16 protein-coding genes and 2 tRNA genes are annotated in these 26,157 nt (G+C 42.3%); 9 read left to right on the top strand and 9 right to left on the bottom strand.

All coding sequences use genetic code 11. The features are described 5' to 3' along the window. Positions 1-71 precede the first annotated feature (71 nt). Together EV202_RS02030 and EV202_RS02035 are read left to right on the top strand one after the other, a co-directional pair. The gene (locus EV202_RS02030; RefSeq protein WP_131925190.1) at positions 72-1,403 is read left to right on the top strand and encodes an MATE family efflux transporter; all 1,332 of its coding nucleotides are present in this window, start codon (positions 72-74) and stop codon (positions 1,401-1,403) included. Between the two features lie 460 nt (positions 1,404-1,863). Next, positions 1,864-3,984 carry a S9 family peptidase gene (locus EV202_RS02035; protein ID WP_234878226.1) on the top strand — a complete coding sequence of 707 codons (2,121 nt, stop codon included), beginning with the start codon at positions 1,864-1,866 and terminating at the stop codon, positions 3,982-3,984. 226 nt (positions 3,985-4,210) lie between these two features. On the opposite strand, the gene EV202_RS02040 is transcribed toward EV202_RS02035, so the two are convergent. Then, complete coding sequence (locus EV202_RS02040; protein WP_131925084.1) at positions 4,211-5,455, bottom strand: tetratricopeptide repeat protein; 1,245 nt, start codon at positions 5,453-5,455, stop codon at positions 4,211-4,213. 30 nt (positions 5,456-5,485) lie between these two features. Continuing rightward, positions 5,486-8,011, bottom strand: a complete 2,526-nt coding sequence (gene gyrA, locus EV202_RS02045) for a DNA gyrase subunit A (RefSeq protein WP_106068587.1) — start codon at positions 8,009-8,011, stop codon at positions 5,486-5,488. 565 nt (positions 8,012-8,576) lie between these two features. On the opposite strand from gyrA, the gene EV202_RS02050 reads away from it, so the two are divergent. The 5 genes from EV202_RS02050 to EV202_RS02070 all read left to right on the top strand — a co-directional run bounded on the left by EV202_RS02050 (position 8,577) and on the right by EV202_RS02070 (position 15,976). Beyond that, complete coding sequence (locus EV202_RS02050; protein ID WP_106068586.1) at positions 8,577-11,105, top strand: ATP-dependent Clp protease ATP-binding subunit; 2,529 nt, start codon at positions 8,577-8,579, stop codon at positions 11,103-11,105. Positions 11,106-11,219: 114 nt separating this feature from the next. Next, positions 11,220-13,268: a molecular chaperone HtpG gene (gene htpG / locus EV202_RS02055; protein ID WP_131925086.1), complete on the top strand. Its 2,049-nt coding sequence runs from the start codon at positions 11,220-11,222 to the stop codon at positions 13,266-13,268. Between the two features lie 172 nt (positions 13,269-13,440). Continuing rightward, the gene (locus EV202_RS02060; RefSeq protein WP_131925088.1) at positions 13,441-15,732 is read left to right on the top strand and encodes a patatin-like phospholipase family protein; all 2,292 of its coding nucleotides are present in this window, start codon (positions 13,441-13,443) and stop codon (positions 15,730-15,732) included. A 74-nt stretch (positions 15,733-15,806) separates the two neighbouring features. Continuing rightward, positions 15,807-15,880, top strand: a tRNA-Arg gene (locus EV202_RS02065). A 22-nt stretch (positions 15,881-15,902) separates the two neighbouring features. After that, positions 15,903-15,976: transfer RNA gene (locus EV202_RS02070), tRNA-Arg, on the top strand. Between the two features lie 278 nt (positions 15,977-16,254). Here the strand turns inward: EV202_RS02070 and dapA are convergent. After that, positions 16,255-17,148: a 4-hydroxy-tetrahydrodipicolinate synthase gene (gene dapA, locus EV202_RS02075; RefSeq protein WP_106070441.1), complete on the bottom strand. Its 894-nt coding sequence runs from the start codon at positions 17,146-17,148 to the stop codon at positions 16,255-16,257. 102 nt (positions 17,149-17,250) lie between these two features. Further along, entirely contained in the window at positions 17,251-19,248 is a 1,998-nt protein-coding gene (gene ligA, locus EV202_RS02080; RefSeq protein WP_131925090.1) for an NAD-dependent DNA ligase LigA, read from the bottom strand. Positions 19,249-19,464: 216 nt separating this feature from the next. On the opposite strand from ligA, the gene trmD reads away from it, so the two are divergent. Further along, complete coding sequence (trmD, locus tag EV202_RS02085) at positions 19,465-20,142, top strand: tRNA (guanosine(37)-N1)-methyltransferase TrmD (RefSeq protein ID WP_131925092.1); 678 nt, start codon at positions 19,465-19,467, stop codon at positions 20,140-20,142. 92 nt (positions 20,143-20,234) lie between these two features. Here trmD and EV202_RS02090 read toward each other — a convergent pair whose 3' ends face one another. From EV202_RS02090 to EV202_RS02110, 5 genes are all read right to left on the bottom strand, one after another. Further along, positions 20,235-21,146 (bottom strand): dihydroorotate dehydrogenase, encoded by a 912-nt coding sequence (locus EV202_RS02090; protein WP_131925094.1) that lies wholly within the window; start codon positions 21,144-21,146, stop codon positions 20,235-20,237. Then, positions 21,134-21,910: a dihydroorotate dehydrogenase electron transfer subunit gene (locus EV202_RS02095; RefSeq protein WP_106068581.1), complete on the bottom strand. Its 777-nt coding sequence runs from the start codon at positions 21,908-21,910 to the stop codon at positions 21,134-21,136. Before EV202_RS02095 ends, EV202_RS02090 begins: the two co-directional genes overlap by 13 nt. 94 nt (positions 21,911-22,004) lie before the next feature. Then, positions 22,005-22,469 carry a helix-turn-helix domain-containing protein gene (locus tag EV202_RS02100; RefSeq protein ID WP_106068580.1) on the bottom strand — a complete coding sequence of 155 codons (465 nt, stop codon included), beginning with the start codon at positions 22,467-22,469 and terminating at the stop codon, positions 22,005-22,007. Positions 22,470-23,725: 1,256 nt separating this feature from the next. Further along, on the bottom strand, positions 23,726-24,745 hold the full coding sequence (holA, locus tag EV202_RS02105) for a DNA polymerase III subunit delta (protein WP_131925097.1): 1,020 nt from the start codon (positions 24,743-24,745) through the stop codon (positions 23,726-23,728). A 47-nt stretch (positions 24,746-24,792) separates the two neighbouring features. Then, on the bottom strand, positions 24,793-25,569 hold the full coding sequence (locus EV202_RS02110) for an AMP nucleosidase (protein ID WP_106068578.1): 777 nt from the start codon (positions 25,567-25,569) through the stop codon (positions 24,793-24,795). Between the two features lie 128 nt (positions 25,570-25,697). Here EV202_RS02110 and EV202_RS02115 point away from each other — a divergent pair, with 128 nt between their 5' ends. Further along, positions 25,698-26,147, top strand: coding sequence for a type I restriction enzyme HsdR N-terminal domain-containing protein (locus EV202_RS02115; RefSeq protein WP_106068577.1), 450 nt, complete (start codon positions 25,698-25,700; stop codon positions 26,145-26,147). Positions 26,148-26,157: the final 10 nt, after the last annotated feature.

Genomic DNA, 26,157 nt, shown 5'->3' on the forward strand with positions numbered 1-26,157 from the left:
TGAAGGAACAACAAAGCGCGGCCCTTCGTCGCCTCTATTATCATTGAAACATGCCGTCAACACCCCGCCGTATGCAGACCCAATACAGCTATAAGCAAATCTGGCTCATCGCCTACCCCATCCTAATCAGCCTTCTCATGGAGCAGATGATAGGAATGACGGACACCGCTTTCTTAGGACGTGTGGGAGAAGTGGAGTTGGGGGCATCCGCCATTGCCGGAATCTTCTATCTGGTCATTTTCATGTTGGCTTTCGGCTTCAGCATCGGCACTCAGATACTTATGGCCCGCCGCAACGGTGAAGGACAATACAAGGAGATAGGGAACTTGTTCTATCAGGGCATCTACTTTCAGGTGGGACTGGCGGCGGTTATTTTTTTACTGTCATATTGCTGTTCGCCTCTTATCCTGAAACGCATTGTGGCTTCCGGGCAGATTTACGAGGCCGCGGCCGACTATTTGCATTGGCGGGTGTTCGGCGCACTGTTCTCTTTCAGTGCGGTGATATTCCGCGCTTTCTTCTTGGGAACCACACAGACAAGAACGCTTACGCTGAACTCGGTTGTGATGGTGCTGGGCAATGTGGTGTTCAACTATATTCTCATCTTCGGCAAGTTGGGATTGCCTGCACTCGGCATCGTCGGAGCCGCCATAGGGTCGTCGCTGGCCGAAGCGGTTTCGCTGCTGTTCTTCGTTCTTTACACACGCAGTCGCATCGACTGCCGCAAGTACGGGCTGGACAGCATACCCCGGATAGACTTCGGAGTGCTGAAACGTATGTTGAACATCTCGCTTTGGACCATGATACAGAATTTTGTCTCACACTCCACTTGGTTTTTGTTCTTCCTTTATGTGGAACATTTGGGCGAACGTCCGCTGGCCGTCACCAACCTTGTGCGCAATGTATCCGGCATTTTGTTTATGGTGCTCATAGCTTTTGCCTCCACCTGCGGCTCGCTGGTAAGCAACCAGATTGGCGCAGGCCATTCCGACAGCGTCATACCCACTGTCCGCCGGCACATATACATAGCCTATCTCTTCGTCCTCCCTTTGGCTCTGTTTTTCGCCCTTTTCCCAAAACTCATCCTGAGCATCTATACCGACATGCCCGACTTGCAGCAGGCTGCTGTGCATTCGTTGTGGGTGTTGTGTGCCTCCTATCTGGTCATGGTGCCTTCCAATGTCTATTTCCAAGCAGTATCCGGAACGGGAAATACACGCACTGCCTTAGGTTTGGAAATGGCGGTACTGGTCATCTACGTGGGATACATCACCTACATTGTTCTCTATCTGCAACTCGATGTAGCCGTCTGCTGGACCGGGGAGATTCTCTACGCCTCTCTCATGTTGTTGTTTTCGCGGATATACATGAGGAGAGGAAACTGGAGAGAAAGAAAGATATAGCACTTCGGGCCGCCTTTGGCGGAATGTCGCCGCAGGGGGGGCGTTGCCTCACTGCGGTGTCATCGCACGCCTCACTGCGGTGTCATCGCATGCCTCACTGCGGTGTCATCATATGCTTCACTGCGGTGTCATCGCATGCTTCACTGCGGTGTCATCACATGCCTCACTGCGGTGTCATCGCATGCCTCACTATGATGTCGTTGCATGCCTCACTATGATGTCGTTGCGTGCCTCACTATGATGTCGTTGCCTGCCTTGTATATGCGACACCGCCTGCTTCGTATATGCGACACCGCCTGCTTCGTATATGCGACACCACCAGCCTCGTATATGCGACACCGCCTGCCTCGTATATGCGACGCATGCCCCTCATCCGAAGATAACAAAGCCCCCCTCAACTTGTTTCAAACATTTCTTTATTATATCTTTGCGGTAAATAACCCTGAAACCAAAACTCAGTATGAAACAAGTAAATCTTTTGCTTATGTCAGCAGCAATGACATTGGCCTCCTGCGGAGGAACAAAGAATGCCGGAGGGCAAGACGCATCGACGCTTATCCGTCGCTCCGACATCAAGATTGAAGGCAGGCGCATGACGCCCGAAGCCCTGTGGGCAATGGGAAGAATCGGCAGTGTGACCGTTTCGCCCGATGAAAAGCAGATAGCCTACACGGTGTCTTATTACAGCGTGCCCCAGAACAAAAGCAACAGCGAAGTCTTCGTGATGGACGCCGACGGTAGCGCAAACACCCAAATCACCCAAAGCACATGGAAAGAAGCACAGCCCGTATGGTTCAAGGACGGCAAGAAACTGGCATTCCTGAGCAGCGAAAGCGGCAGCAACCAAGTGTGGGAGATGAACCCAAATGGGACAGAGCGTAAGCAACTGACTCAATATGACGGCGACATCGAGGGATTCTCTTTCTCGCCCGACGGGAAGAAACTGCTTTTCATCGCTCAAGTGAAAACCGTGAAGAGCACCGCCGACAAACATCCCGACCTGCCTAAAGCAACCGGCATCATCGTCGACGACCTGATGTATAAACATTGGGATGAATGGGTGACCACCGCTCCCCACCCCTTTGTGGCCGACTTCGACGGAAACGGCATCAGCAATGTAACCGATATTCTCGAAGGCGAACCCTACGAAAGCCCGATGAAGCCTTGGGGCGGCATTGAGCAGTTGGCATGGAGTCCCGCTTCGGACAAAGTGGCCTATACCTGCCGCAAAAAAACAGGTCTGGCATACGCCATTTCTACCAACTCGGATATCTACATCTACGACCTCGCCACAAAGAAAACAATCAACATCACCGAAGAGAACAAGGGCTACGACACCAATCCCCAATACTCTCCCGACGGCAAATACATCGCTTGGCAAAGCATGGAGCGCGACGGTTACGAAGCCGACCTCAACCGTCTCTTCATCATGAACCTCGAAACCGGCGAGAAACGTTTTGTCAGCAAAGCCTTCGAATCCAACGTCGATGCCTTCTTGTGGAACAAGGATTCGCAAAGCATCTTCTTCATCGGCGTGTGGCACGGCGAGACACATATATATCGGCTTTCTCTGACCGATGGCGACAAGCTGACCCGGCTTACCGACGGTGTGTACGACTACGCCTCGCTTGCCCTCTGCGGCGACAAGCTCATAGCCAAACGCCACTCCATGAGCATGGCTGATGAAATATATGCAGTGAATACCAGTCGCAACGGTGCTGATTTTTCTGATGTCCGTCAACTGACTTTCGAGAACAAACACATCTACGACCAATTGGATATGGGTAAAGTGGAACCCCGTTGGATGACGACCACCGACGGAAAACAGATGCTGACGTGGGTCATTTATCCGCCCCGGTTCGACCCGAACAAGAAATACCCCACCCTGCTCTTCTGCGAAGGCGGTCCGCAAAGTCCCGTCAGCCAGTTCTGGAGCTATCGCTGGAACTTCCAGATTATGGCCGCCAACGATTACATCATCGTAGCTCCCAACCGTCGCGGATTGCCCGGCTTCGGTGTAGAGTGGAACGAAGCCATCAGCGGCGATTACGGCGGACAATGCATGAAAGACTACTTCACCGCCATCGACGAAATATCGAAAGAGCCTTTCGTAAACAAAGACCATCTTGGCTGTGTGGGTGCCAGCTTCGGAGGCTTCTCCGTCTATTGGCTTGCCGGACACCACGACAAACGTTTCAAAGCATTCATCGCCCACGACGGCATCTTCAATATGGAAATGCAATATCTGGAAACAGAAGAGAAATGGTTTGCCAACTGGGACATGGGTGGCGCTTATTGGGAAAAAAACAATGCCACGGCACAACGGACTTTTGCCAATTCACCGCATCTCTTCGTCGATAAATGGGATACCCCCATCCTCTGCATCCACGGAGAAAAGGATTTCCGCATCCTTGCCAATCAGGCTATGGCCGCTTTCGATGCTGCCGTGATGCGAGGTGTACCTGCCGAACTGCTTATCTATCCCGATGAAAACCATTGGGTGCTGAAACCCCAAAACGGCGTGCTTTGGCAACGCACGTTCTTTGAATGGCTGGATAAATGGTTGAAAACGGACAAATAATGTGTTCTCTGTTCTCTTATAAAACAGGGAATAAGCCTAAAAAGATGTAAGCATAAAACAGCACTTTGAGCATCATACGGGGATGGTAGCTGCTGGTGCCTCCTCCTTTATATGCCCAGAGCAGACAACTAAACGGTAAGATACTACTTTCAACCGAAATAAACAATAGAAAAAGGGGCTGTCACACTTTTGGAACAGCCCCTTTGGTTTTGTATACGGATTTATATTATTGCATCAATTTCTCAATTTCTTCAAATTCAGAACCGAGTTGTAAGTTATAGTACACTCTGTATAAACCATTCAACCATAATTCTCTTTGGTCGGGTTTTAGTTCTCTTGCCTTCTCATAGTTGGGTCTTGCTTTTTCGTAGAAAGCCTTCAAAGTAACTTGATCAGCCTTATATTTGGAGTCGTTTACATCAGTTGTTGCTATTTCGGAAAAATCTTGAGCTTGCAGACAATATATTAAACCAAGATTAGAATATGCTTCTGCATAATTGGGATCTACTTCTATTGTCTTTGTATAGAACTCAATTGCTTTATCATAGTCCTTCATGTTATGATAAAGATAGCCTTTTACGTATAGATAGAATGTGTTATTGGGATTTTTAGCCAACATATCATCAGCAAATTGCATTGCTTCATCATATTTGTTGTTATTGCTATAATAATCAATCAAATGTCCAAAGAAGAAAGAATGATCAGGATATTTTTGAATACCCTCTTTTAAAGATGCAATCCAATTAATCGTGTCACCTTGGGCCTTCAATGCAGTGGAAATAAACTCCATGGCATATTTCCCAACTTCCTTGTCATTTTTTGCATACGGGGCGTATTTCAAGACATTAGGATAATCCTCCATCTTTGCTGCAGTTAAGCTTGCATAATAAGCTATTTGAGGCAATACAGTATCTGTTTGGAGTAGGTTTTCCTTCTCAAACATCTGATTTGTTGCTATATTGATGTATGTTGCAAAGAATTCCAGTGCCTTCTTATTATCTTCTGTGGCAGCAGCACCTTCTTTTTGTGAGGCCGAATTGAAATATTGAATACCGCCGTTGATTAAATTTCCACGTTCGGCCAAAATAGATGCGGCATTTGCCTTTCTATATTTATTTTTTATTTTACCTTTTTCGTTTGGAATTTGTGCCAATTCGTCACATTTGAAGTAATATTTGCACATGTTCAATGCGCTGTTGTAAACTTGAAGCGTGTCGTAAGGTTTTCTTAAATAAGCATTTTCCATTTCCTTTTCACTTCTGCGTCTCTGTATAAATCCCGCTACATCCCATGCATCGGCATTGTCTTTTGTTTCAGGATTAGTTAGGGCCTGATTAATCAATGACTCTGCTTTAGCAAAGTCCGGCTTTACTTCGTTAGCGATACTCTTGGCTTCCTTTATATTTTTTTCTTGAGCAAAAAGAAAGCTTGCGGCAAGTAGTAAAACCATTGAAAATAGTACTCTTTTCATGATTGTTGAAAATTTAAATTAATATTATGTCTATTCTTCTATCTCGTTATTTATCTCATCATTGGTAGGATTATCAAGAAGATTCTCTTCTTCAATGAATTCTTCTTCATTTTCTGAGGTGACTTTACATACGGAACCTATTTCATCATTACGTTTTTCAAGGTTGATAAGGCGTACACCTTGTGTTGCACGTCCCATGATACGTACATCGGCAACTTTCAGACGGATGGTGATGCCGGACTTATTGATAATCATCAAATCGTTCTCGTCGGTCACAGATTTGATAGTTACTAATTTTCCGGTTTTATCAGTGATATTCATTGTCTTTACACCCTTACCTCCACGATTGGTCTTGCGATAATCTTCAATATCAGAACGCTTACCGTATCCTTGTTCGGAAACTACCATAATTGTTTCTGTTTCGGGATCTGTTATGCATATCATACCAACGACTTCGTCTTGACCGTCTTCATCCAATGTCATACCACGTACACCGGTAGCAGTACGCCCCATAACACGCACTGCACTCTCATGGAAGCGAATGGCACGTCCATTACGATTGGCAATGATTATTTCATTGTCTCCGTTTGTCATACGTACTTCGATAACGCGGTCATCTTCTCGAATCGTAATGGCATTTACACCATTTTGACGGGGACGTGAGTATTGTTCGAGTAATGTCTTCTTGATAACGCCATTTTTGGTACAGAAAAGCACGTAATGACTGTTGATGAAGTCTTGGTCATTCAGATTTTTTACACGTAAATAAGCATTCACTGCGTCGTCAGAGTCGATATTCAGAAGATTCTGGATAGCGCGTCCTTTGGAGTTCTTTGTACCTTCAGGTATTTCGTATACTTTCAGCCAATAGCATTTACCTTTTTGTGTAAAGAACATCATGGTGTTATGCATAGTGGCGGGATAAATATGTTCTACGAAATCTTCATCACGGGTTTCTGTGCCTTTAGAGCCTACCCCACCCCGGTTTTGTGCACGGAACTCACTTAACGGAGTACGTTTGATATAGCCCAAATGAGAAATCGTGATGATCATTTCATCGTCTGCATAGAAGTCTTCAGGATTGAATTCTTCTGAAGAATAGACGATTTCCGAACGGCGTTCATCTCCATATTTATCTTTAACTTCGATCAATTCGTCTTTGATGACTTTGCGGCAAAGATCATCATTAACCAGAATTTCTTCCAAATACGCAATTTGCTTTTGGATTTCTTCGTATTCGGCATGAAGCTGATCTTGCATCAGTCCGGTGAGTTGACGTAAACGCATTTCAACAATGGCACGTGATTGTATTTCACTTAATTGGAAACGTTCCATCAAGTTTGCTATGGCATCGTTGGGTGTTTTCGCAGCACGAATAATCCTTATTACTTCGTCGATGTTATCAGATGCGATAATCAATCCTTCCAATATGTGCGCACGTTCTTTGGCTTTACGCAAATCATATTGTGTACGACGAATTACTACATCATGCCTATGCTCGATAAAGTACTTTATGAGTTCTTTTAAATTTAAAATACGAGGGCGTCCGTGCACCAATGCTACATTGTTGACACCAAATGATGTTTGCAGCATAGTCATCTTATAAAGCTTGTTAAGCACAATGCTTGCGTTGGCGTCACGCTTCACATCAATGACGATGCGCATGCCTTCACGGTCGGATTCATCGTTGGCATTAGAAATGCCTTCTATTCTTTTTTCATTGGCCAAATCTGCGATATTCTTTATCAGTTCGGCTTTATTAACCCCATATGGAATCTCTGTTACGACTATTTTATCGTGTGTTGCTCCAGATTCAATTTCCGCTCGGGCACGCATCACTACACGTCCGCGCCCCGTGAGATAGGCTTCACGAACCCCGCTCATACCATATATATATCCTCCGGTTGGGAAGTCGGGAGCTTTGACGTAGGTCATTAACTCTTCTATGTCGATGTCGTTGTTTTCGATGTATGCAATACAAGCATCAATTACCTCGGACAAGTTGTGAGTCGGCATATTGGTTGCCATACCTACCGCAATTCCTGATGCTCCGTTTACCAAAAGATTCGGAATACGGGTTGGCATGACTGTGGGCTCTTGCAAGGAGTCGTCGAAATTGTTCTGCATATCAACGGTTTCCTTATCAAGGTCTGTCATCATGTCTTCGCCAATTTTACGCAGGCGGCATTCCGTATAACGCATAGCAGCTGCACTGTCGCCATCGACGGAACCGTAGTTACCTTGTCCGTCTACCAACATGTAACGCATTGCCCAAGGCTGAGCCATGCGGACTAAGGCGCCATAAACAGATGAGTCGCCATGTGGGTGGTATTTTCCCAACACTTCACCTACAACTCTGGCTGATTTCTTATAGGGTTTATCTGAAGTATTTCCTAACCCCATCATTCCGAAAAGAATTCTTCGGTGAACGGGTTTAAAACCATCTCTAACATCCGGAAGGGCACGCGAAACAATGACTGACATAGAGTAGTCAATGTACGATGACTTCATTTCCTCCTCGATGTTAATCTTTATAATTCTGTCTTGTTCAAGCATTTAAAAAGATTATTAATTACACATTTTCGAGTTCGTGAAAAACCATGCTAAAGTACAGCTTTTTTATAACATACGAAAGTTTATGAACAAAAACTTTTGAGAACGCTTACTAAACTGACTTGTTTCGTGGATTCAGAATTAGTATAAAGAGTCCGTAGGCCATTTGTTTTCTCATGCCGATTTGCCTCCCCAAACTGTGGGCTAATGTCCCCTGAGGTGTGGGCTTATCCCTTACAAAGTGTGGAGTTACTTCCCTTCAAGTGTGGGGTTACTGCTCATTAAGTGTGGGCATGGGTTTGCTAAAGTGTGGACATACTTTGTGTTCTCTTCCTCTGTGTCTTTTATAAAAGGACTTTTGATGTGGAGATTATAGGAAAATAGGTGGCCACTTAATGTCATTGCAGGTTTGCCTTAATAATTAATGTGTAAACGGCATGGCTCATCGGATAAATCGTGGCACGAGATTTGTATATTGTTAAATCAGGTAACTGAATGATACGTTGAAAGATAATAATTACGTATATTTGTAGTGAATAACCTTATTTATAGAGGAGAATTATAGAATATGAACAGTCAATTTTCACAAAGAGTTTCTGATATTATTGCTTATAGTAAGGAGGAAGCTAATCGTTTGAGAAATAGATATATTGGTCCGGAGCACATTCTGCTCGGCATGTTGCGAGACGGAGGAGGAAAGGCTATTGAGATTTTAATCAGATTGGATATAGACTTGCAAAGGATAAAGAACCGTTTGGAGGGATTGCTGAAAGATGTCGAAGACGAAACTCTCTTACCGGACGGAGACATTCCCTTGTCTCCTATAGCTGCTAAAATCCTGAAAATGTGTATGCTGGAAGCGCGTCTACTAAAAAGCGCAACGGCGGATACAGAGCATGTCCTGTTGGCTATCCTAAAGGATGGAGATAATTTGGCTGCCACTATATTGGAAGAGAATCAGGTGGATTATCAAATTGTATTTGAGCAGATTTCGATGAAATCTCCTAACCCGAATGCAGGAATGGGGCTTCCTCAAGATGATGAAGAAGAGGAAGATGATATGAGTTTCTCTCGTGAATCTCATGGTGCCAAAAGCGCATCTTCGTCGACAACCCAGACTACTTCCAGAAAATCATCCAATAGCACCCCTGTATTGGATAACTTTGGTATGGATATGACTATGGCGGCCGAGGAAGGCAAGCTGGATCCGGTTGTGGGGCGTGAACGTGAGATTGAGCGCCTGGCTCAGATTTTGAGCCGCCGCAAAAAGAATAATCCGGTACTGATCGGTGAACCGGGTGTGGGAAAATCTGCCATTGTGGAAGGTCTGGCCTTACGCATTGTTCAGAAGAAAGTGTCGCGCATCTTGTTTGAGAAACGTGTTGTGATGCTTGATATGGCTTCGGTGGTGGCCGGAACGAAATATCGCGGTCAGTTCGAAGAGCGCCTTCGCTCTATTATCAATGAATTGCAGAAGAATCCGGATATCATTCTATTCATTGATGAAATCCATACCATTGTGGGAGCCGGTGCTGCTGCCGGTTCCATGGATGCGGCTAATATGTTGAAGCCGGCTTTGGCACGTGGCGAGATTCAATGCATCGGAGCCACTACGCTTGATGAGTATAGGAAGAACATTGAAAAGGACGGTGCTTTGGAACGTCGTTTCCAGAAGGTGGTGGTTGAGCCTACAACAGCAGAAGAGACACTGCAAATATTGAAAAATATCAAGGACAAATACGAAGATCATCATAACGTGACTTATACGGAAGAAGCGTTGGAAGCTTGTGTCAAGTTGTCGGGACGCTATATTACGGATCGTAATTTCCCTGATAAGGCCATTGATGCCATGGATGAAGCCGGTTCGCGTATGCATTTGACGAATATCAGCGTTCCCAAAGAAGTGGAGGAACAAGAGGAACTGATTGAGAAAGCGCGTAATCTGAAAGCCGAAGCGGTGAAATCGCAAAATTTTGAGTTGGCAGCAAGTTATCGTGACCGTGAGAAAGAACTTTCTGTCCGCTTGGATGAGATGAAAGCTGAGTGGGAAGCACGTTTGAAGGACGACCGACAGATGGTGGGAGAAGAGGAAATAGCGAATGTCATTTCCATGATGTCCGGTGTGCCCGTACAGCGTATGGCACAGGCCGAAGGACTTAAATTGGCGAATATGAAGGAGGAATTGCAGTCGAAAGTAATAGCTCAAGATGAAGCTATCGAGAAGCTGACCAAGGCCATTTTGCGTAGCCGCGTGGGTTTGAAAGATCCTAACCGTCCTATCGGAACATTCATGTTCCTTGGCCCTACAGGGGTTGGAAAAACGCACTTAGCCAAACAATTGGCCAAGTATATGTTCGGTTCCACCGATGCTTTGATACGTATCGACATGAGTGAATATATGGAGAAATACACCGTATCTCGTATGATTGGTGCGGCTCCGGGCTACGTTGGATATGAAGAAGGAGGACAATTGACAGAGAAAGTGCGCCGTAAACCATATTCTATAGTTTTGTTGGACGAGATTGAAAAAGCGCATTCGGATGTGTTCAATATCTTGTTGCAAGTATTGGATGAAGGACGCTTGACTGACAATTATGGCAGAACCGTTGATTTTAAGAATACCGTAATCATCATGACTTCTAATATCGGTACCCGCCAATTGAAGGAGTTCGGGCGTGGTGTTGGTTTCACTACCCAAAGCCGCATGAGCGACAACGAGCATTCTCGCAGTGTGATACAGAAAGCTTTAAATAAAACCTTTGCTCCGGAATTTCTGAATCGTTTGGACGAAATCATCACTTTTGACCAACTTTCATTGGAAGCCATAACCAAGATAGTGGATATTGAGCTGAAAAGCTTATATGAAAGGATTGAAGCAATAGAATATAAGTTGATGGTAGATGAGGATGCGAAGAAGTTTCTTGCTTCGAAAGGTTATGATGTTCAATTCGGAGCACGTCCGTTGAAGCGTGCCATCCAAAGTTATCTGGAAGATGGATTGTCCGAGTTGATCGTTTCTGCCGGTTTACAACCCGGAGATACGGTGAATGTTTCTGTAGATGCGGAAAAAGACGCATTGAGTATTAAAAAAGTATAGGTTGCTATTGAACGGCAACCGCCAAAATGTCAGTCTTCAAAGGCTGGCATTTTTTTTGTCCGCTCTCTGCCGAAACGATAAAAAATATAAAACCTCAAAATATAATTTATTAGTATGAAGAAAGGAAATATAGGGGTAACTACCGAGAATATCTTCCCCGTCATTAAAAAGTTTTTGTACAGTGATCATGAAATTTTTCTTCGTGAGTTGGTCTCTAATGCAGTTGATGCCACACAAAAGTTGAAGACTCTTTCCTCTATTGGGGAGTACAAAGGTGAAGTCGGCGATTTGACAGTGCACGTTTCATTGGGAAAAGATACAATTACCGTATCCGACCGTGGCATTGGACTTACGGCCGAAGAAATAGATAAATACATCAACCAAATAGCCTTTTCCGGTGCCAATGACTTTTTGGAGAAATACAAGAATGACGCAAATGCGATTATAGGTCATTTCGGACTTGGATTTTATTCGGCTTTCATGGTGGCCAAGAAAGTTGAGATTGTTACTAAATCCTATCAAGAAGGTGCTCAGGCCGTGAAGTGGACATGCGATGGCAGCCCTGAGTTCGTGATTGAAGAGGTGGATAAGCCAGAGTGCGGTACGGATATCATCCTCTATATCGACGATGATTGTAAAGAATTTCTTGAAGAAACGCGAATCTCTTCTTTGCTGAATAAATATTGCAGTTTCCTCCCTATTCCGGTTGCATTCGGCAAGAAAAAGGAGTGGAAACACGGCAAGCAAGTTGAGACATCCGAAGACAACGTCGTTAATAATACAAATCCGCTGTGGACACTTAAACCCAGTGAACTGAAAGATGAAGACTATAAGAACTTCTATCGCAATCTATATCCGATGTCTGACGAGCCATTATTCTGGATTCATCTGAATGTAGATTACCCGTTCCATCTTACCGGTATCTTATACTTTCCCAAAGTGAAGAGCAATATTGAACTCAATAAGAATAAGATTCAACTCTATTGCAACCAAGTGTATGTGACGGATTCTGTGGAGGGTATTGTTCCCGACTTCTTGACCCTGCTACACGGTGTGCTCGATTCGCCTGATATCCCCTTAAATGTGTCTCGCTCCTATTTGCAAAGCGATGCTAATGTGAAAAAGATATCCACATATATCACTAAAAAAGTCTCTGATCGTTTGCAATCCATATTCAAGAATGACCGCAAACAGTTTGAAGAAAAGTGGAATGACTTGAAAATCTTCATCAATTATGGGATGCTTACGCAAGAAGATTTCTATGACAGAGCAAAAGAGTTCTCTCTTTTCAGCGACACCGACGGTAAGTACTATACCTTCGAAGAGTATAAAACTTTGGTCAAAGACAATCAGACGGATAAAGACGGCAACCTGATTTATCTGTATGCCAACAATAAAGACGAGCAATACAGCTACATCGAATCTGCCAAAAACAAGGGGTATAATGTATTGTTGATGGATGGGCAACTGGATATTGCTGTGGTAAGTATGCTGGAGCAGAAGCTGGAAAAGAAGCGCTTTACTCGTGTGGATAGTGACGTGATTGATAATTTGATTCTTAAAGAAGACAAGAAACATGAAGCATTGGAAGCCGATAAGCAAGAGGCTCTTTCTGTTATCTTCAAAAGCCAGTTACCTAAACTTGAAAAAACCGAATTCAATATTATGACTCAGGCTTTGGGAGAACGTGCTTTCCCGGTGATGATTGTTCAAAGCGAGTATATGCGCCGCATGAAAGAAATGGCCACTATCCAAGCAGGAATGAGTTTTTATGGTGAAATGCCGGATATGTATAGTTTGGTGCTGAATTCCGACCATGAATTGGTGAAAGAGATTGTGGTCGATGAAGACAAGGAATGCAATTCGCTTGTAACCCCGATTCAAAAAGAAATAGATGAGATCGGCAAGCAACGTAATGAATTGAAAAAGCAACAAGAAAGCAAGAAAGACGAGGATACTACAACGGCTGAAAAGGATAAAATAGCCGGGCTGGATAAGAAATGGAATGAACTGAAAACACAGAAAGAAGACGTTTATACCACCTATGCAGCCAAAAACAAGGTAGTTCGTCAGTTGATAGATCTGGCACTGCTTCAGAATGGAATGCTGAAAGGCGAAGCTTTGAATAATTTTGTCAAAAGAAGTATTGAGTTGATAAAATAACCCCTTTTCATTACTTATGTATGGTAGGGCATTACGATTTGAAAAAGAGTCGTGATGCCCTTATTTTGTTTTTATGGGTTTAGGGATGTTTTTTTCGTTGAATACGGCATTTTTGGAAACTATTTTTTATATTTGGAGCACGAATATTTGTCTTACCCGGAATGGCATAGCTATGAAAAGATTTTTATTATTTTGGTCGTTTCTTTTATGTATCCTTATGGCACAAGCTCAGAAAGTGGGACTTGTATTGAGTGGCGGTGGAGCAAAAGGTATGACTCATATAGGCGTCATCCGCGCTTTGGAAGAGAACAATATCCCCATTGACTATATAACAGGAACATCTATGGGAGCCATTATCGGCTCTTTGTATGCTATGGGCTATTCTCCTGACGATATGGAGGTCTTGCTGCGCTCGCCCGATTTCAAGCGTTGGTATTCGGGTAAGGTAGAATCCAAATATGAGTATTATTTTAAGAAGAACCGTCCTTCACCGGAGTTCTTCAATATTCGTTTTTCGTTTAGGGATTCTCTGAATATAAAGCCGCAGATACTTCCAGCGAGTATGGTTAATCCGATACAGATGAATCTGGTTTTTGTAGAATTGTTTGCACGTGCTACAGCTACTTGCAACGGCAATTTTAATAAACTGTTCGTCCCATTTCGTTGTATAGCTTCCGATGTATACAATAAAAAGCCGTTGGTGCTAAGTAAAGGGGACTTAGGAGATGCTGTGCGTGCTTCTATGAGTTTCCCTTTTGTCTTCAAGCCGATAGAGATAGACAGTGTACTTGCTTATGACGGTGGTATCTATAATAATTTTCCTACTGACGTGATGCGTGAGAATTTTCATCCAGATGTTATTATCGGTAGTGTGGTGGCCGGAAATCCCGGAAAGCCGAAGGAAAATGATTTGATGAGCCAGTTGGAAAATATGATAATGCAAAAGACCGACTATTCCATTCCCGATTCATTGGGCATTGTGATGACTTTCAAATATAATGATGTTAATCTATTGGATTTTGACCGTTTGCAGGAATTGCATGACATTGGCTATAACCGGACATTGAATATGATGGATTCCATCAAAAGTCGCATTCGCCGCAGGGTAAATGCGGATAACGTACGTTTGCGACGTTTGGTATTCAGGAGCAACCTACCTCAGTTCCGCTTTCGAGATATATTCATAGAAGGGGCTAACGAACGACAGCAATCCTATATAAAGAAAGAGTTTCATGATGAAAACTATGAGATTTTTACCTATGAAGACTTGAAGCGGGGCTATTTTCGCTTGCTGACAGATAATATGATATCAGAAATTGTTCCTCATGCGGTTTATAATCCTGACGCAGGACTGTATGAACTGCATTTGAGAGTGAAGATGGAGGATAATCTCTCTGCAAAATTAGGTGGAAGCGTGTCTACCACCAGTTCGAACCAGATCTATTTTGGAGTGGGATATCAAAATCTGAATTACTACTCCAAAGAAATAACTTTTGACGGTCAGCTGGGAAAAATTTATAATAATGCCCAATTGATGGCTAAGATAGACCTGCCCACCCGTATTCCTACCTCTTATCGCTTTATAGCTTCGGTGAGCACGTTTGATTACTACAAAAAGGATAAGTTGTTTTCGAAGAATGATAAGCCATCGTTTAACTCAAAAGAAGAGCGTTTTGCAAAGCTCATGGTTGCTGTGCCTTTTTTAGCGAATAAGCGTGCGGAATTTAGTTTCGGGTACGGCAAATTGGAGGATAATTATTTTCAGTCCAGCCTCATAGACTTTGATAAGGATCGTTCCGACAAGAGTACATATAAGCTTTGGGGAGGTTCCATCGGCTTTTATGGAAGCACTTTGAATACACGCCAATATGCAACAAAAGGATATTGGGAGAAATTGATAGCTCAGATTTTTACGGGTAGAGAAACCTTTCTGTCAGGCAATACACCGGAAAAAAATACTATAAAGGAACGTCAATCGTGGCTGCAAATCTCTTATATGAAAGAGGCTTATCACACAATGACGTCCAAGTTCACGTTAGGATGGATAGTGGAAGCGCTGTATTCATCGAAGAACTTTTCCGAAAATTATGCGGCAACAATGATGCAGGCCGGAGAATTTGCACCTACTCCACACAGCCAATTGATGTACAACGAGGCTTTCCGTGCCAATCAGTACATGGCAGCCGGCATCAAGCCTATTTATATTCTAAACGATATGTTTCAGTTTCGTGCCGAGTTTTATGGATTTTCTCCGATTTTCCCGATAAGGAAGAATGCCTTAAACAAGGCTTTTTATGGAAAAACGCTTTCTCGTTTTGAGTACATGGGAGAGATTTCTGTTATATGTCATTTACCTTTCGGTGCCATATCTGCCTATTTAAATCATTATAGCTCACCGAAAAGGGAGTGGAATGTGGGGATGACCATAGGTTGGCAACTGTTTAATTATCGTTTTGTCGAATAAAAATTCTTCAAAAAACTCCTTTATCGTTTGCTAATTCAGAAAAAGTGCGTATCTTTGCACCCGTTAAAACCAAAGGCCGCGTAGCTCAACTGAATAGAGTAGCTGACTACGGATCAGCCGGTTACAGGTTTGAATCCTGTCGCGGTCACAGTTTATACATTACAACAAAGGGTCGCGTAGCTCAACTGAATAGAGTAGCTGACTACGGATCAGCCGGTTACAGGTTTGAATCCTGTCGCGATCACAAAGAACCTCTGCAATTGCAGAGGTTCTTTTGTTTCTTCCCTTCTTTTCCGGAGCATCCCAGAGAGAAAACTTCAGGGAGTTCGAAACATTCTGAGAATGTGTAGACGGAATCTTTTTATAACATGTGGAATTTCAGGCTTTTACACTTGTACAAGTATCGCCTCACACTTGTACAAGCGCAAGCTTACACATGTACAAGTAGATAAAACCAACTGACTGTCTGGTTTTGTTTTCTATCCATGCCTCTTGAAGATAACTCTTGTTCGTTATACGTTTTTAGCATTTGATGTTTAACTCATTAAGAATCTTACGCATGGCCTCAAAGGTTGTGATTCGGGTTGGGACTAATGGGAGTCGGAGCTTGTTCTCAATCATGCCCATGGCATTGAGCATTGCTTTTACGCCAGCCGGATTTCCATCGACAAACAAAAGTTTGAATAGTTCTGCAAATCTGTGATGAATGGTCAACGCATTTGCATAATCCCCTTGTAGTGCCAAACGTACCATACGACTGAATTCACGGGGAAATGCGTTTCCAATAACAGAAATGATGCCGACAGCCCCTAAGGTGATGAGGGGGAAAGTTATACCGTCGTCACCGGAGATGACATCAAAATTAGCGGGTTTATCCTTGATGATATCATCCATCTGCGTGATGTCTCCTGAGGCTTCTTTAATAGCTATTACATTTTTGAAGTCACGGGCAATGCGCAGAGTCGTTTCTGCTTTCATATTTACTCCGGTACGACCGGGGACATTATAGAGCACGATAGGCAGTTCCGTAGCTTCTGAGATGGCTTTGTAATGTTGGTAAATACCTTCTTGCGAGGGCTTGTTATAGTATGGCACAACAGAAAGGATGGCGTCTACCCCGGTGAAATCGTCTGTTTTCAGCGTTTCTACAATGGAACGGGTGTTATTCCCACCTACACCAAGCAGAATGGGTATCCTTCCGTTTACACGCTCGATGACCATTTTCTTGATTTTTTTCTTCTCCTCCTCTGTTAAAGTCGGGGTTTCTGCTGTGGTGCCAAGCACGCATAGGAAATCTGTATTGTTTTGAAGTTGATAGTCTACCAAACGCATTAATGCATCGTAATCAACGCTCTCATCCTCTTTAAACGGAGTAATCAGTGCTACCCCCATTCCTTTCAATTTGGCCTGTATCATGAGTATTATAAAGTAATCTCTAATTAAATGATACGCAAAAGTACGTTTTTTTTCATTTAGCCTATAAATATAAGCTATAAAAAAACATTTTGTGGAAAATAGTTAGGAAATCAGCGTCAAAAACTCATCTTCGCTCACTATCCTTACTCCTAATTTCTGTGCTTTTTCTAATTTAGCAGGTCCCATATTGTCACCGGCCAATATGAAACTGGTCTTGGATGAGATGCTACCAACATTTTTCCCTCCATTTTTCTCAATCAGCTCTTTGTACTCGTCTCTTGAATGGTGAGTGAATACACCGCTGATTACAATGGATTGCCCGGACAGTTTATCAGTATGTTCGCTCATATCCTCTTCTTTTCGGCAGAACTGTAAGCCACTTTCTCTCAGGTGTTCTACCAGCTCTCTGTTTGATGGGCTGGAGAAGTAAGCAACAATGCTTCGGGCTATTTTTTCACCGATTTCATCGATGTTTTTCAGTTTTTCAAGGTCGGCATTCTCCAATTCTTCAATGTCTGCAAACGATTTGGCTATTTTCTTGGCTACTGTTTCGCCCACAAACCGTATACCCAATGCAAAGAGTACTCTTTCAAAAGGAACTTCTTTGCTTGCCGCGATGCCATTGATGATGTTCTCTGCTGATTTCTCGCCCATCCGTTCGAGGTTCTTTATGTCGTCAATCCGAAGGCTGTATAGGTCGGCAGTATCTTTTATCAATCCCAATTGATAGAACGCATCTACGGTTTCCGGCCCTAACCCGTCTATATTCATGGCTTTACGGCTGATAAAATGCTCTATTTTCCCTTTAATCTGTGGTGGGCAAGCTGTTTCATTAGGGCAATAGTGGGCAGCTTCGCCTTCATAGCGTATCAATTTGCTGCCACATTCGGGGCAATGGGTGATAAATTTCACTTTTTCACCGATAAGCATGCTGCGGGCATCTTTATCAACTCCGGTTATTTTGGGAATAATTTCACCGCCTTTTTCCACGTACACCATATCACCTATGTGTAAATCCAATCCATCAATAATGTCTGCATTATGTAGAGAAGCCCTTTTTACAATGGTGCCTGATAGCAGTACCGGGTCAAGATTGGCTACCGGAGTCACAGCACCGGTACGCCCCACCTGATAGCTGACTTTATTCAAGCGTGTCAGGGCGCGTTCTGCCTGGAATTTATAGGCTATGGCCCAACGGGGAGATTTTGCCGTGAAACCAAGATTTCTTTGTTGTCTCAAACTGTTGACCTTTAGCACAATACCATCCGTAGCTACAGGGAGGTTTTTACGTTCGGTGTTCCAATAATCGATGTATTCAAAGATTTCATTCAAGCTACGCACCTTTTTCGTGTGTTCAGACGTTTTAAATCCCCACTCAGATGCAGCTTGCAGATTTTCATAATGACCGTCGGAAGGCAGATCTTCTCCTAAGAGATAGTAAAGGTAGGCGTCCAGCTTACGAGAAGCCACAATGGTAGAGTTTTGTAGCTTCAGAGTGCCCGAAGCCGCATTGCGCGGATTGGCGAAAAGAGGTTCTTCGCGAGCTTCTTTCTCACGGTTTAATTCTTCAAAAACCATCCATGGCATTAGAATTTCCCCTCTGATTTCGAATGTTCTCGGATAATTGCCATGAAGAACCAACGGAATGGTGCGGATTGTTTTTACATTATCTGTCACATCATCGCCTTTTTCTCCGTCACCTCGGGTGACGGCACGTATCAACTTGCCATCTTCGTAGGTCAGCGAGATGGAAGTGCCGTCGTATTTCAATTCACAGCATATTTCGAAATCTTCGTTCAGCAACTTTTTCACTCTTTCGTAAAAATCGGTTACTTCACCTTTGGAGTATGTATTGCCTAATGAAAGCATAGGATATTTATGCACCACCTGCAAGAAGTTCTTGTTTAAGTCGCTCCCTACACGCATTGTAGGTGAGTTATCGTCTTGATATTCAGGATATCTTTGCTCCATATCTTGTAGCTCGCGCATCATATCATCAAACTCTTTATCTGAAATTTCCGGAGCATTGAGTACATAATAATTATAGTTATGCCGATGCAGTTCGGCACGAAGGCTGTCTATTTTTTCTTTTGCAGTCATAAGTGTACAATTCGTATTGTTTGAATGCAAAATTACGGGTTTCTCCTCGAATATTTGTGTTTTATTATTCAAAATCGGACTGTATTCCGGTAAAAACAACATTATTTTTGTTTTTACTTTCAACTTGCACTATTTTTGCATTCAAAATGATATATCGGTTTGAGCAATTGATTTGTCTTATCTACTTTTCGAGCTAAATTAATAGAAAAACAGTATATGCGTATCGACATTATTACAGTCTTGCCGGAGATGATTGAGGGATTTTTTAATTGCTCTATCATGAAACGTGCTCAAAATAAAGGTCTTGCCGAGATATATATCCACAATCTTCGCGATTATACGAATGATAAATACCGGCGTGTGGACGATTATCCGTTTGGAGGTTTTGCCGGAATGGTTATGAAAATAGAGCCTATTGAGCGTTGCATTAATGCGTTGAAGGCCGAACGGGATTATGATGAAGTAATCTTCACCACCCCTGATGGAGAGCAGTTTGATCAACCGATGGCCAATACATTGTCTCTTGCCCAAAATCTCATCATTCTTTGCGGGCATTTTAAGGGGATTGATTTCCGGATTCGCGAGCATCTGATAACGAAAGAAGTCAGTATCGGAGATTATGTATTGACCGGTGGAGAATTAGCAGCTGCTGTGATGGCAGACGCCATTGTGCGTATTATACCGGGGGTGATTTCCGATGAGCAGTCTGCACTTTCCGATTCTTTTCAGGACAATCTGCTGGCGGCGCCGGTGTATACACGTCCTGCTGATTACAAAGGATGGAAGGTTCCGGATATTTTACTATCAGGACACGAGGCCAAGATTAAGGAGTGGGAACTGCAACAGTCATTGGAAAGAACTCGCAGGTTACGTCCTGATTTATTGGAAGAATAATTTGTCAAGTGTAAATAAAAAGAAAAAGGGCATTCGGATGGAATGTCCTTTTTTATGAATAAGAAATGCGAATGGGCGCTATTTGTTATTATTCACACCTCAAGTGCGCCTATTATGTCTTTTACAGATGTATAATTATGCCTATTTAGATAATCATCGATACTCTCTGCAACCTTCACGGTTACTGTGGGATCTATGAAATTTGCCGTACCTATTTGAATAGCAGTGGCACCTGCAAGCATAAACTCCACCGCATCTTTCCAATTCATAATCCCCCCCATACCTATGACGGGTATTTTTACTGCTTTAGATACTTGCCATACCATGCGTAGAGCAATAGGTTTTACAGCAGCTCCGGACAATCCACCGGTCACGGTGGATAGTATAGGGCGCCTGTGTTCCGCATCAATAGCCATTCCTAGGAGGGTATTGATAAGAGAAACACTGTCTGCACCTCCATTTTCAACGGCACGGGCGATTTCTGTAATATCAGTGACATTGGGCGAAAGTTTCACAATAAGTGTCTTTTTATAAACTGAACGGACGGCCTTTACCACTTCTTCAGCTCCTTTGGCAGTGACACCAAATGCCATTCCTCCCTGCTTTACATTTGGGCAGGAAATGTTCAATTCTATGGCAGAAATTTTGTCAAGTTCATTAATGATTGCAGCAGTTTCAACATAATCTTCGATGGCAGATCCCGAAACATTCACAATCATATTGGTTTGTATGTCTTTAATAGATGGATAAATGTGCTCAACAAAGTGATGAACGCCCTTATTTTGCAGTCCTACAGCATTTAACATGCCCGAAGGAGTCTCTGCCATACGAGGATATGGATTACCTTCACGTTTGTGAAGGGTAGTACCCTTTACAATTATACCGCCTATTCGCGCTAATTCAATAAAATCGGCAAATTCCAAACCATAGCCAAATGTTCCGGATGCCGTCATGACCGGATTCTTCATTTGTAGTTCACCAATATTTACATTTAAATCTGCCATAATAGTTTGTTTATATTAAAAATAGGACCTTCTTTACATACGCATAAATGCCCCTCGGTGGTATTTTCCACGCAACATAAGCAGGCGCCTATGCCGCATGCCATCATATTTTCCAAAGACACTTCGCAATTGATTCCTTTACTCTTGGCATATTTTGCCACAGCTATCATCATGGGTTTTGGGCCACAAGTGTATATTTGTTCAAAATCCACCTTATTTAATATGGAGTGCTGGGTCACGTAGCCTCTTTCTCCATGGCTACCATCTTCTGTGGTAGTGTATACATCGCCGTACGTGGTAAACTGTTCTAATTGAAGCAGGTCTTTATCGCTTCTGGCACCTAACAAAAAGGTCGGTTTATGGCCTTTTGCCGCTAGCTGTTGGCCTAAATATAGCATCGGCGCTGTTCCTACGCCTCCGCCTACCAATAGAAGCTTATTTGAAGTCTTCTGAGGCATTGTGAAGCTATTTCCTAACGGCAGTATGACATTGATCTTATCGCCAATTTTAGCTTCTCCTAAATGCTTGGTTCCCTCGCCAACGAGTTGAATTAAGAACCAGACTTCATTACGCTCTTTGGCTATATAGTTGATAGAGATGGGGCGGCGTAAGAAAGTGGCTGGTGAGCCGTCCACGCGAATCTCGGCAAATTGTCCCGGCAGCATTTCCGGAAGTAAGGAAGAAGAAGTAAGCTTCAGCAATACATAATTGGCATGTAAGCGAAGGTTCTCTGTCACTGTCAGATCTAAAATGTATTTTTTCATATCTATAAAAGAGGAGTATTTCTTTCGAATGCAAAGATAGCACAAAACAAAATTATCCTTTTAAAAGGTCAGAAGAAACTTCGAGCTGTTTTGCTTACTTAATTTCAGGTTTGAAAGTCTCATATGTATTGTCATCGAAGAAAATTCTTATTTCGGTAATTTTTCTAGGAGGCCTTTCTTTATAGATAACTTCTTGTTTTACAGTTTCTTTATTTACTTTTTGAGGCATTCCTACTGGTGTTTCCTTGTGATTTTCGGATTCAATCGGCCTATCGGACGGATTTTCTCGATTCTCAGCAAATAATGGATAGTCAAATTGGTTGTCTGCTGATGCATTGGATTCATTGCTCATGCTGCCTTTTCCGGTAAGCAACCAATCCAGACTGATGTCACTATATCGTTCATGTAATCGGAGAATTATATCCATGCTTGGATATTTGTTCCGTGGACCTAAGATATGAGAAATGGTAGATTGAGCTACACCTATACTTTCGGCAAAGGCAACTGCCGTTAGTTTCTCCCGATCCATAACCATCTTGAATCTGTCTTTTATGCTCATGACATAGCTGTTATTACAATTGTGCTTATTTTTTATCTGATTACAAAGGTAAATAAAATGAATCACAAAAGCAAATTTTCGACTCACGTTGTGAAAGTTCACGAATGAAATGCGAAGCCTCGTGCGTATGACGAATGTAAATACTGGCGTGTCAGATTCGTAAATTTACACATATTTTTTTGTTTAACAAATATCGTTATATATCTTATTTCCATATAATTATCATCTATATTATCGGCTTTGTGCTGTAGTATTACATTTGTTTGGATGATACTGTACCCCAATTATAACTCATAACTTTATTAGAATTAATTATTTATTTGATTATCAATGTTTTATTTGGTTTAATTTTGCTGTTTAACTTATGGTAGAACACTTTTGTAAATATAAGATTTACATTATTGAAGCTGTATATCTACAATTGTATTGGCAAATTTATATGTATTATTGCGATATTAATATTATGCGTTGATTACAATTGTGTACCCCTCTTATTTCAAAATTGTTATTATATAATTGCAATTTACAACTATATAGTTTAATTGAAAAGCGAGTAACTCCTCTTTGTTTGGGAGTACGGACGGACAGAGAGTATACGGGGAATTTTTATATAAAAGACTTGAGTTCGGTATAAAATATTAAAGGTAGATCATTCTGCTAAGCTCAGTTAGTTATTCTTCTATTTTGAAAAATATTATCATTTTTATCTTTTAAGGAACCGATAAAAAAGGTAAGTTATGTTCGTCTTCGTATTGAGGGTGCATTAGTCGTATACTGATGTAGGATCAGTCGTATACTGAAGGTACATCAGTCGTATACTGATCTTACCCCTCTCAGAAGTACTTCCTGCAGGGGTATATCTGCCTTCGAACTCGTTACTGAAAGTGAATTCTAAAAAGTAAGCGATTATTACATCCTTGTGTTTTTGCAATCAATATTCAATACATTTGCCTCTTTAAAAGACAAATGAGAAAAAGAGTTTATTATATAGAAACCGGTGCATAGTAGGAATTTTACTCTTTGTGAAAAGCTTATGAATTGCAGAATCCTTGCTATATTTATGTATAAGGGCACTGTTTGGTCTGAATAAAAGATTCTCAGAGATTTAAATTTATCATATATATTTGAATTACAGGCTATTATTGCTATTTTTTAGATATGTAAAAAGGATGCTAATAGAGAAAATGGAAAGGATATGGAGAAGATGGAATAATAGAAGCTGTTTCTGTATTTTTATGATTTTGAGCAAGCTTGAATTAATGTAGGATCTTAAAAACTAATTCCCGAAGAATATCTCCGTCGCTTAGAGAAGCATTTTTTACGCCTTTGGATTTCGCATCGGCATATCGAATCTCCCCGATTATTTGCATGGTCTTTACTCCACTGTAACGACGCATTGCTGTTAGATATTCACGAGATTGCCAGGGAGTTTTCAATCCGATGAAGCCGGCTATTCCTCGCTCTGACTTTTCCGGAGCATAATAGGCCAACATGAGGTTGGAGAAGAAACCAAAAAGTAAAGATAAAGTCATTTGAATCGGATTGGTCTTGGGATTTTCTTCAAAATATTTTACTATTCTATTGGCCTTTAGTATGTCTTTCTCTACTATGGCACTGCGAAGTTCGAAATTATTATAATCTTTACTGATTCCGATATTACGCTCTATCTGTTCAGGAGTGACCCGTGTCTGATTTTTTGGAAGAGTTATTATTAGTTTTTCCAGTTCTCCGGTAAGGCGGCTAAGGTCGGTTCCAACAAAATCGGCAAGCATGGAGGTAGCTTTAGGTTCGAGATCTACTCCTTTGCTTTTCATATATGAGGTGATAAATGCAGGTAGTTGAGCCTCTTTGACCTTTTTTGATTCAAATAAAATGCCAACTTTTTCTATTTCGGCAGTCAGTTTCTTCCTTCTATCCAGTGCACCATGTTTATGGCACATGACCAGAATAGTAGAGTTTAATGGCTTCTGCAAGTAGTATGAAAGCTCCTCCATGTTACGGATGGCCTGTGCCTCTTTTACAACTACAACCTGCCTTTCGGACATCATTGGATACCGCTTAGCCGCATTGATGACCGTGGCAATATCTACGTCTGCTCCATAAACAATGCTCAGATTAAATTCTTTTTCGGTTTCTGTGAGAACATTGTCTATGATATAATCAGAGATAAGGTCTATATAATATGCTTCCTCACCCATTAGATAATAGATGGGGCGATATTGTCCGGCTCTTAATTCTTTTAAAATATCATCACAGGTTGTTTCTTGCTTTGCCATATATAGGGGGGGATACTCCACCAAGAGAGGTGATTATTTTTTGGGGGTTACCAATCAAATTTCAGGTGCTTCACTGTTTTCTTTTCATCAAGAATCATACGCAGGGAGGCAATACCTATTTCAACGTGCTCGGTAACATAATTTTGAGTTACCATGCTGTCGCTTTTATCGGTTTTCACTCCTTCGGGAATCATGGGCTGATCGGATACCAATAAAAGGGCTCCGGTAGGAATGTGATTGGCAAAACCACAGCTGAACAAGGTTGCTGTCTCCATATCAACGGCCATGGCACGGGTTTTCTTGAGGTATTTTTTAAAGTCCTCGTCATGCTCCCATATTCTGCGGTTGGTCGTGTAGACAGTGCCCGTCCAATAGTCGCGGGCATAATCGCGAATAGCCGAAGAAACGGCACGCTGTAGCATAAATGCCGGCAATGAGGGAACCTCGGGGGGGAAATAGTCATTCGAAGTTCCTTCGCCCCGGATGGCAGCGATGGGAAGGATCAAGTCCCCTATTCTATTTTTCTTATCTATACCTCCGCATTTACCAAGAAACAGACATGCTTTGGGATGAATGGCGCTTAATAAATCCATGATAATGGCTGCATTAGGGCTGCCCATTCCAAAGTTGATGATCGTCATTCCTTCGGCACTGGCAGATATCATATTGGCATCTTTGCCTAGAATAGGAACATTGAATTTCTCTGCAAAGATCTCCACGTATTTATTGAAATTGGTCAACAAGATGTACTCTCCAAAATCCTCTAACGCACGTTTGGTATAGCGAGGGAGCCAGTTAGCTACTATTTCTTGCTTTGTTTTCATAAGATTTTATTAAATTTGTTCCCAAACAATGAGGAACGGGTTGTTTAACCCACAAAAATACAATAAAAAAGTAGATTAGAAAATTAAAATTAGATGAAACAACAATTACCGGTGTTCTCTTTTTAAATATGATGGTACTGAACTTGCCTCCTTTTGATATAAAAATAGCCGTTAAAGATGGAAAGAATACGGTTTTTGATGTGATACGCCGTCGGTATGTCGCTCTAACTCCCGAAGAATGGGTGCGCCAGCATTTTGTCCATTTTTTGTTGGAGCATAAGGGGTATCCGCAGGCGCTTATGGCAAACGAGGTACAGGTGCAACTGAATGGAACTAAAAAACGCTGTGACACCGTGCTTTACAGAAGAGACCTCACGGCCCGTATGATCGTGGAATATAAAGCTCCCGATATTGCCATTACGCAGAAAGTGTTCGATCAGATTACACGGTATAATATAGTATTGAAAGTTGATTACCTGATAGTGACGAATGGGCTTCAGCACTATTGTTGTCGTATGGATTATGAACGTGGTAGTTATAACTTCCTGCAAGATATCCCCGATTATCAATCACTATGAATCAAAAAGC

It is taken from the genome of Prevotella heparinolytica (assembly GCF_004342845.1).
GTDB lineage: Bacteria > Bacteroidota > Bacteroidia > Bacteroidales > Bacteroidaceae > Bacteroides > Bacteroides heparinolyticus.

Coding starts and splice junctions, on each gene's coding strand:
- ligA (WP_131925090.1), bottom strand. CDS start 19,248: ATGACTGCAAAAGAAAAAATAGACAGCCTTCGTGCCGAACTGCATCGG.
- trmD (WP_131925092.1), top strand. CDS start 19,465: ATGCGTATCGACATTATTACAGTCTTGCCGGAGATGATTGAGGGATTT.
- EV202_RS02110 (WP_106068578.1), bottom strand. CDS start 25,569: ATGAAAACAAAGCAAGAAATAGTAGCTAACTGGCTCCCTCGCTATACC.
- EV202_RS02035 (WP_234878226.1), top strand. CDS start 1,864: ATGAAACAAGTAAATCTTTTGCTTATGTCAGCAGCAATGACATTGGCC.
- gyrA (WP_106068587.1), bottom strand. CDS start 8,011: ATGCTTGAACAAGACAGAATTATAAAGATTAACATCGAGGAGGAAATG.
- holA (WP_131925097.1), bottom strand. CDS start 24,745: ATGGCAAAGCAAGAAACAACCTGTGATGATATTTTAAAAGAATTAAGA.
- EV202_RS02040 (WP_131925084.1), bottom strand. CDS start 5,455: ATGAAAAGAGTACTATTTTCAATGGTTTTACTACTTGCCGCAAGCTTT.
- EV202_RS02050 (WP_106068586.1), top strand. CDS start 8,577: ATGAACAGTCAATTTTCACAAAGAGTTTCTGATATTATTGCTTATAGT.
- EV202_RS02115 (WP_106068577.1), top strand. CDS start 25,698: ATGATGGTACTGAACTTGCCTCCTTTTGATATAAAAATAGCCGTTAAA.
- htpG (WP_131925086.1), top strand. CDS start 11,220: ATGAAGAAAGGAAATATAGGGGTAACTACCGAGAATATCTTCCCCGTC.
- EV202_RS02060 (WP_131925088.1), top strand. CDS start 13,441: ATGAAAAGATTTTTATTATTTTGGTCGTTTCTTTTATGTATCCTTATG.
- EV202_RS02090 (WP_131925094.1), bottom strand. CDS start 21,146: ATGGCAGATTTAAATGTAAATATTGGTGAACTACAAATGAAGAATCCG.
- EV202_RS02100 (WP_106068580.1), bottom strand. CDS start 22,469: ATGAGCATAAAAGACAGATTCAAGATGGTTATGGATCGGGAGAAACTA.
- dapA (WP_106070441.1), bottom strand. CDS start 17,148: ATGATACAGGCCAAATTGAAAGGAATGGGGGTAGCACTGATTACTCCG.
- EV202_RS02030 (WP_131925190.1), top strand. CDS start 72: ATGCAGACCCAATACAGCTATAAGCAAATCTGGCTCATCGCCTACCCC.
- EV202_RS02095 (WP_106068581.1), bottom strand. CDS start 21,910: ATGAAAAAATACATTTTAGATCTGACAGTGACAGAGAACCTTCGCTTA.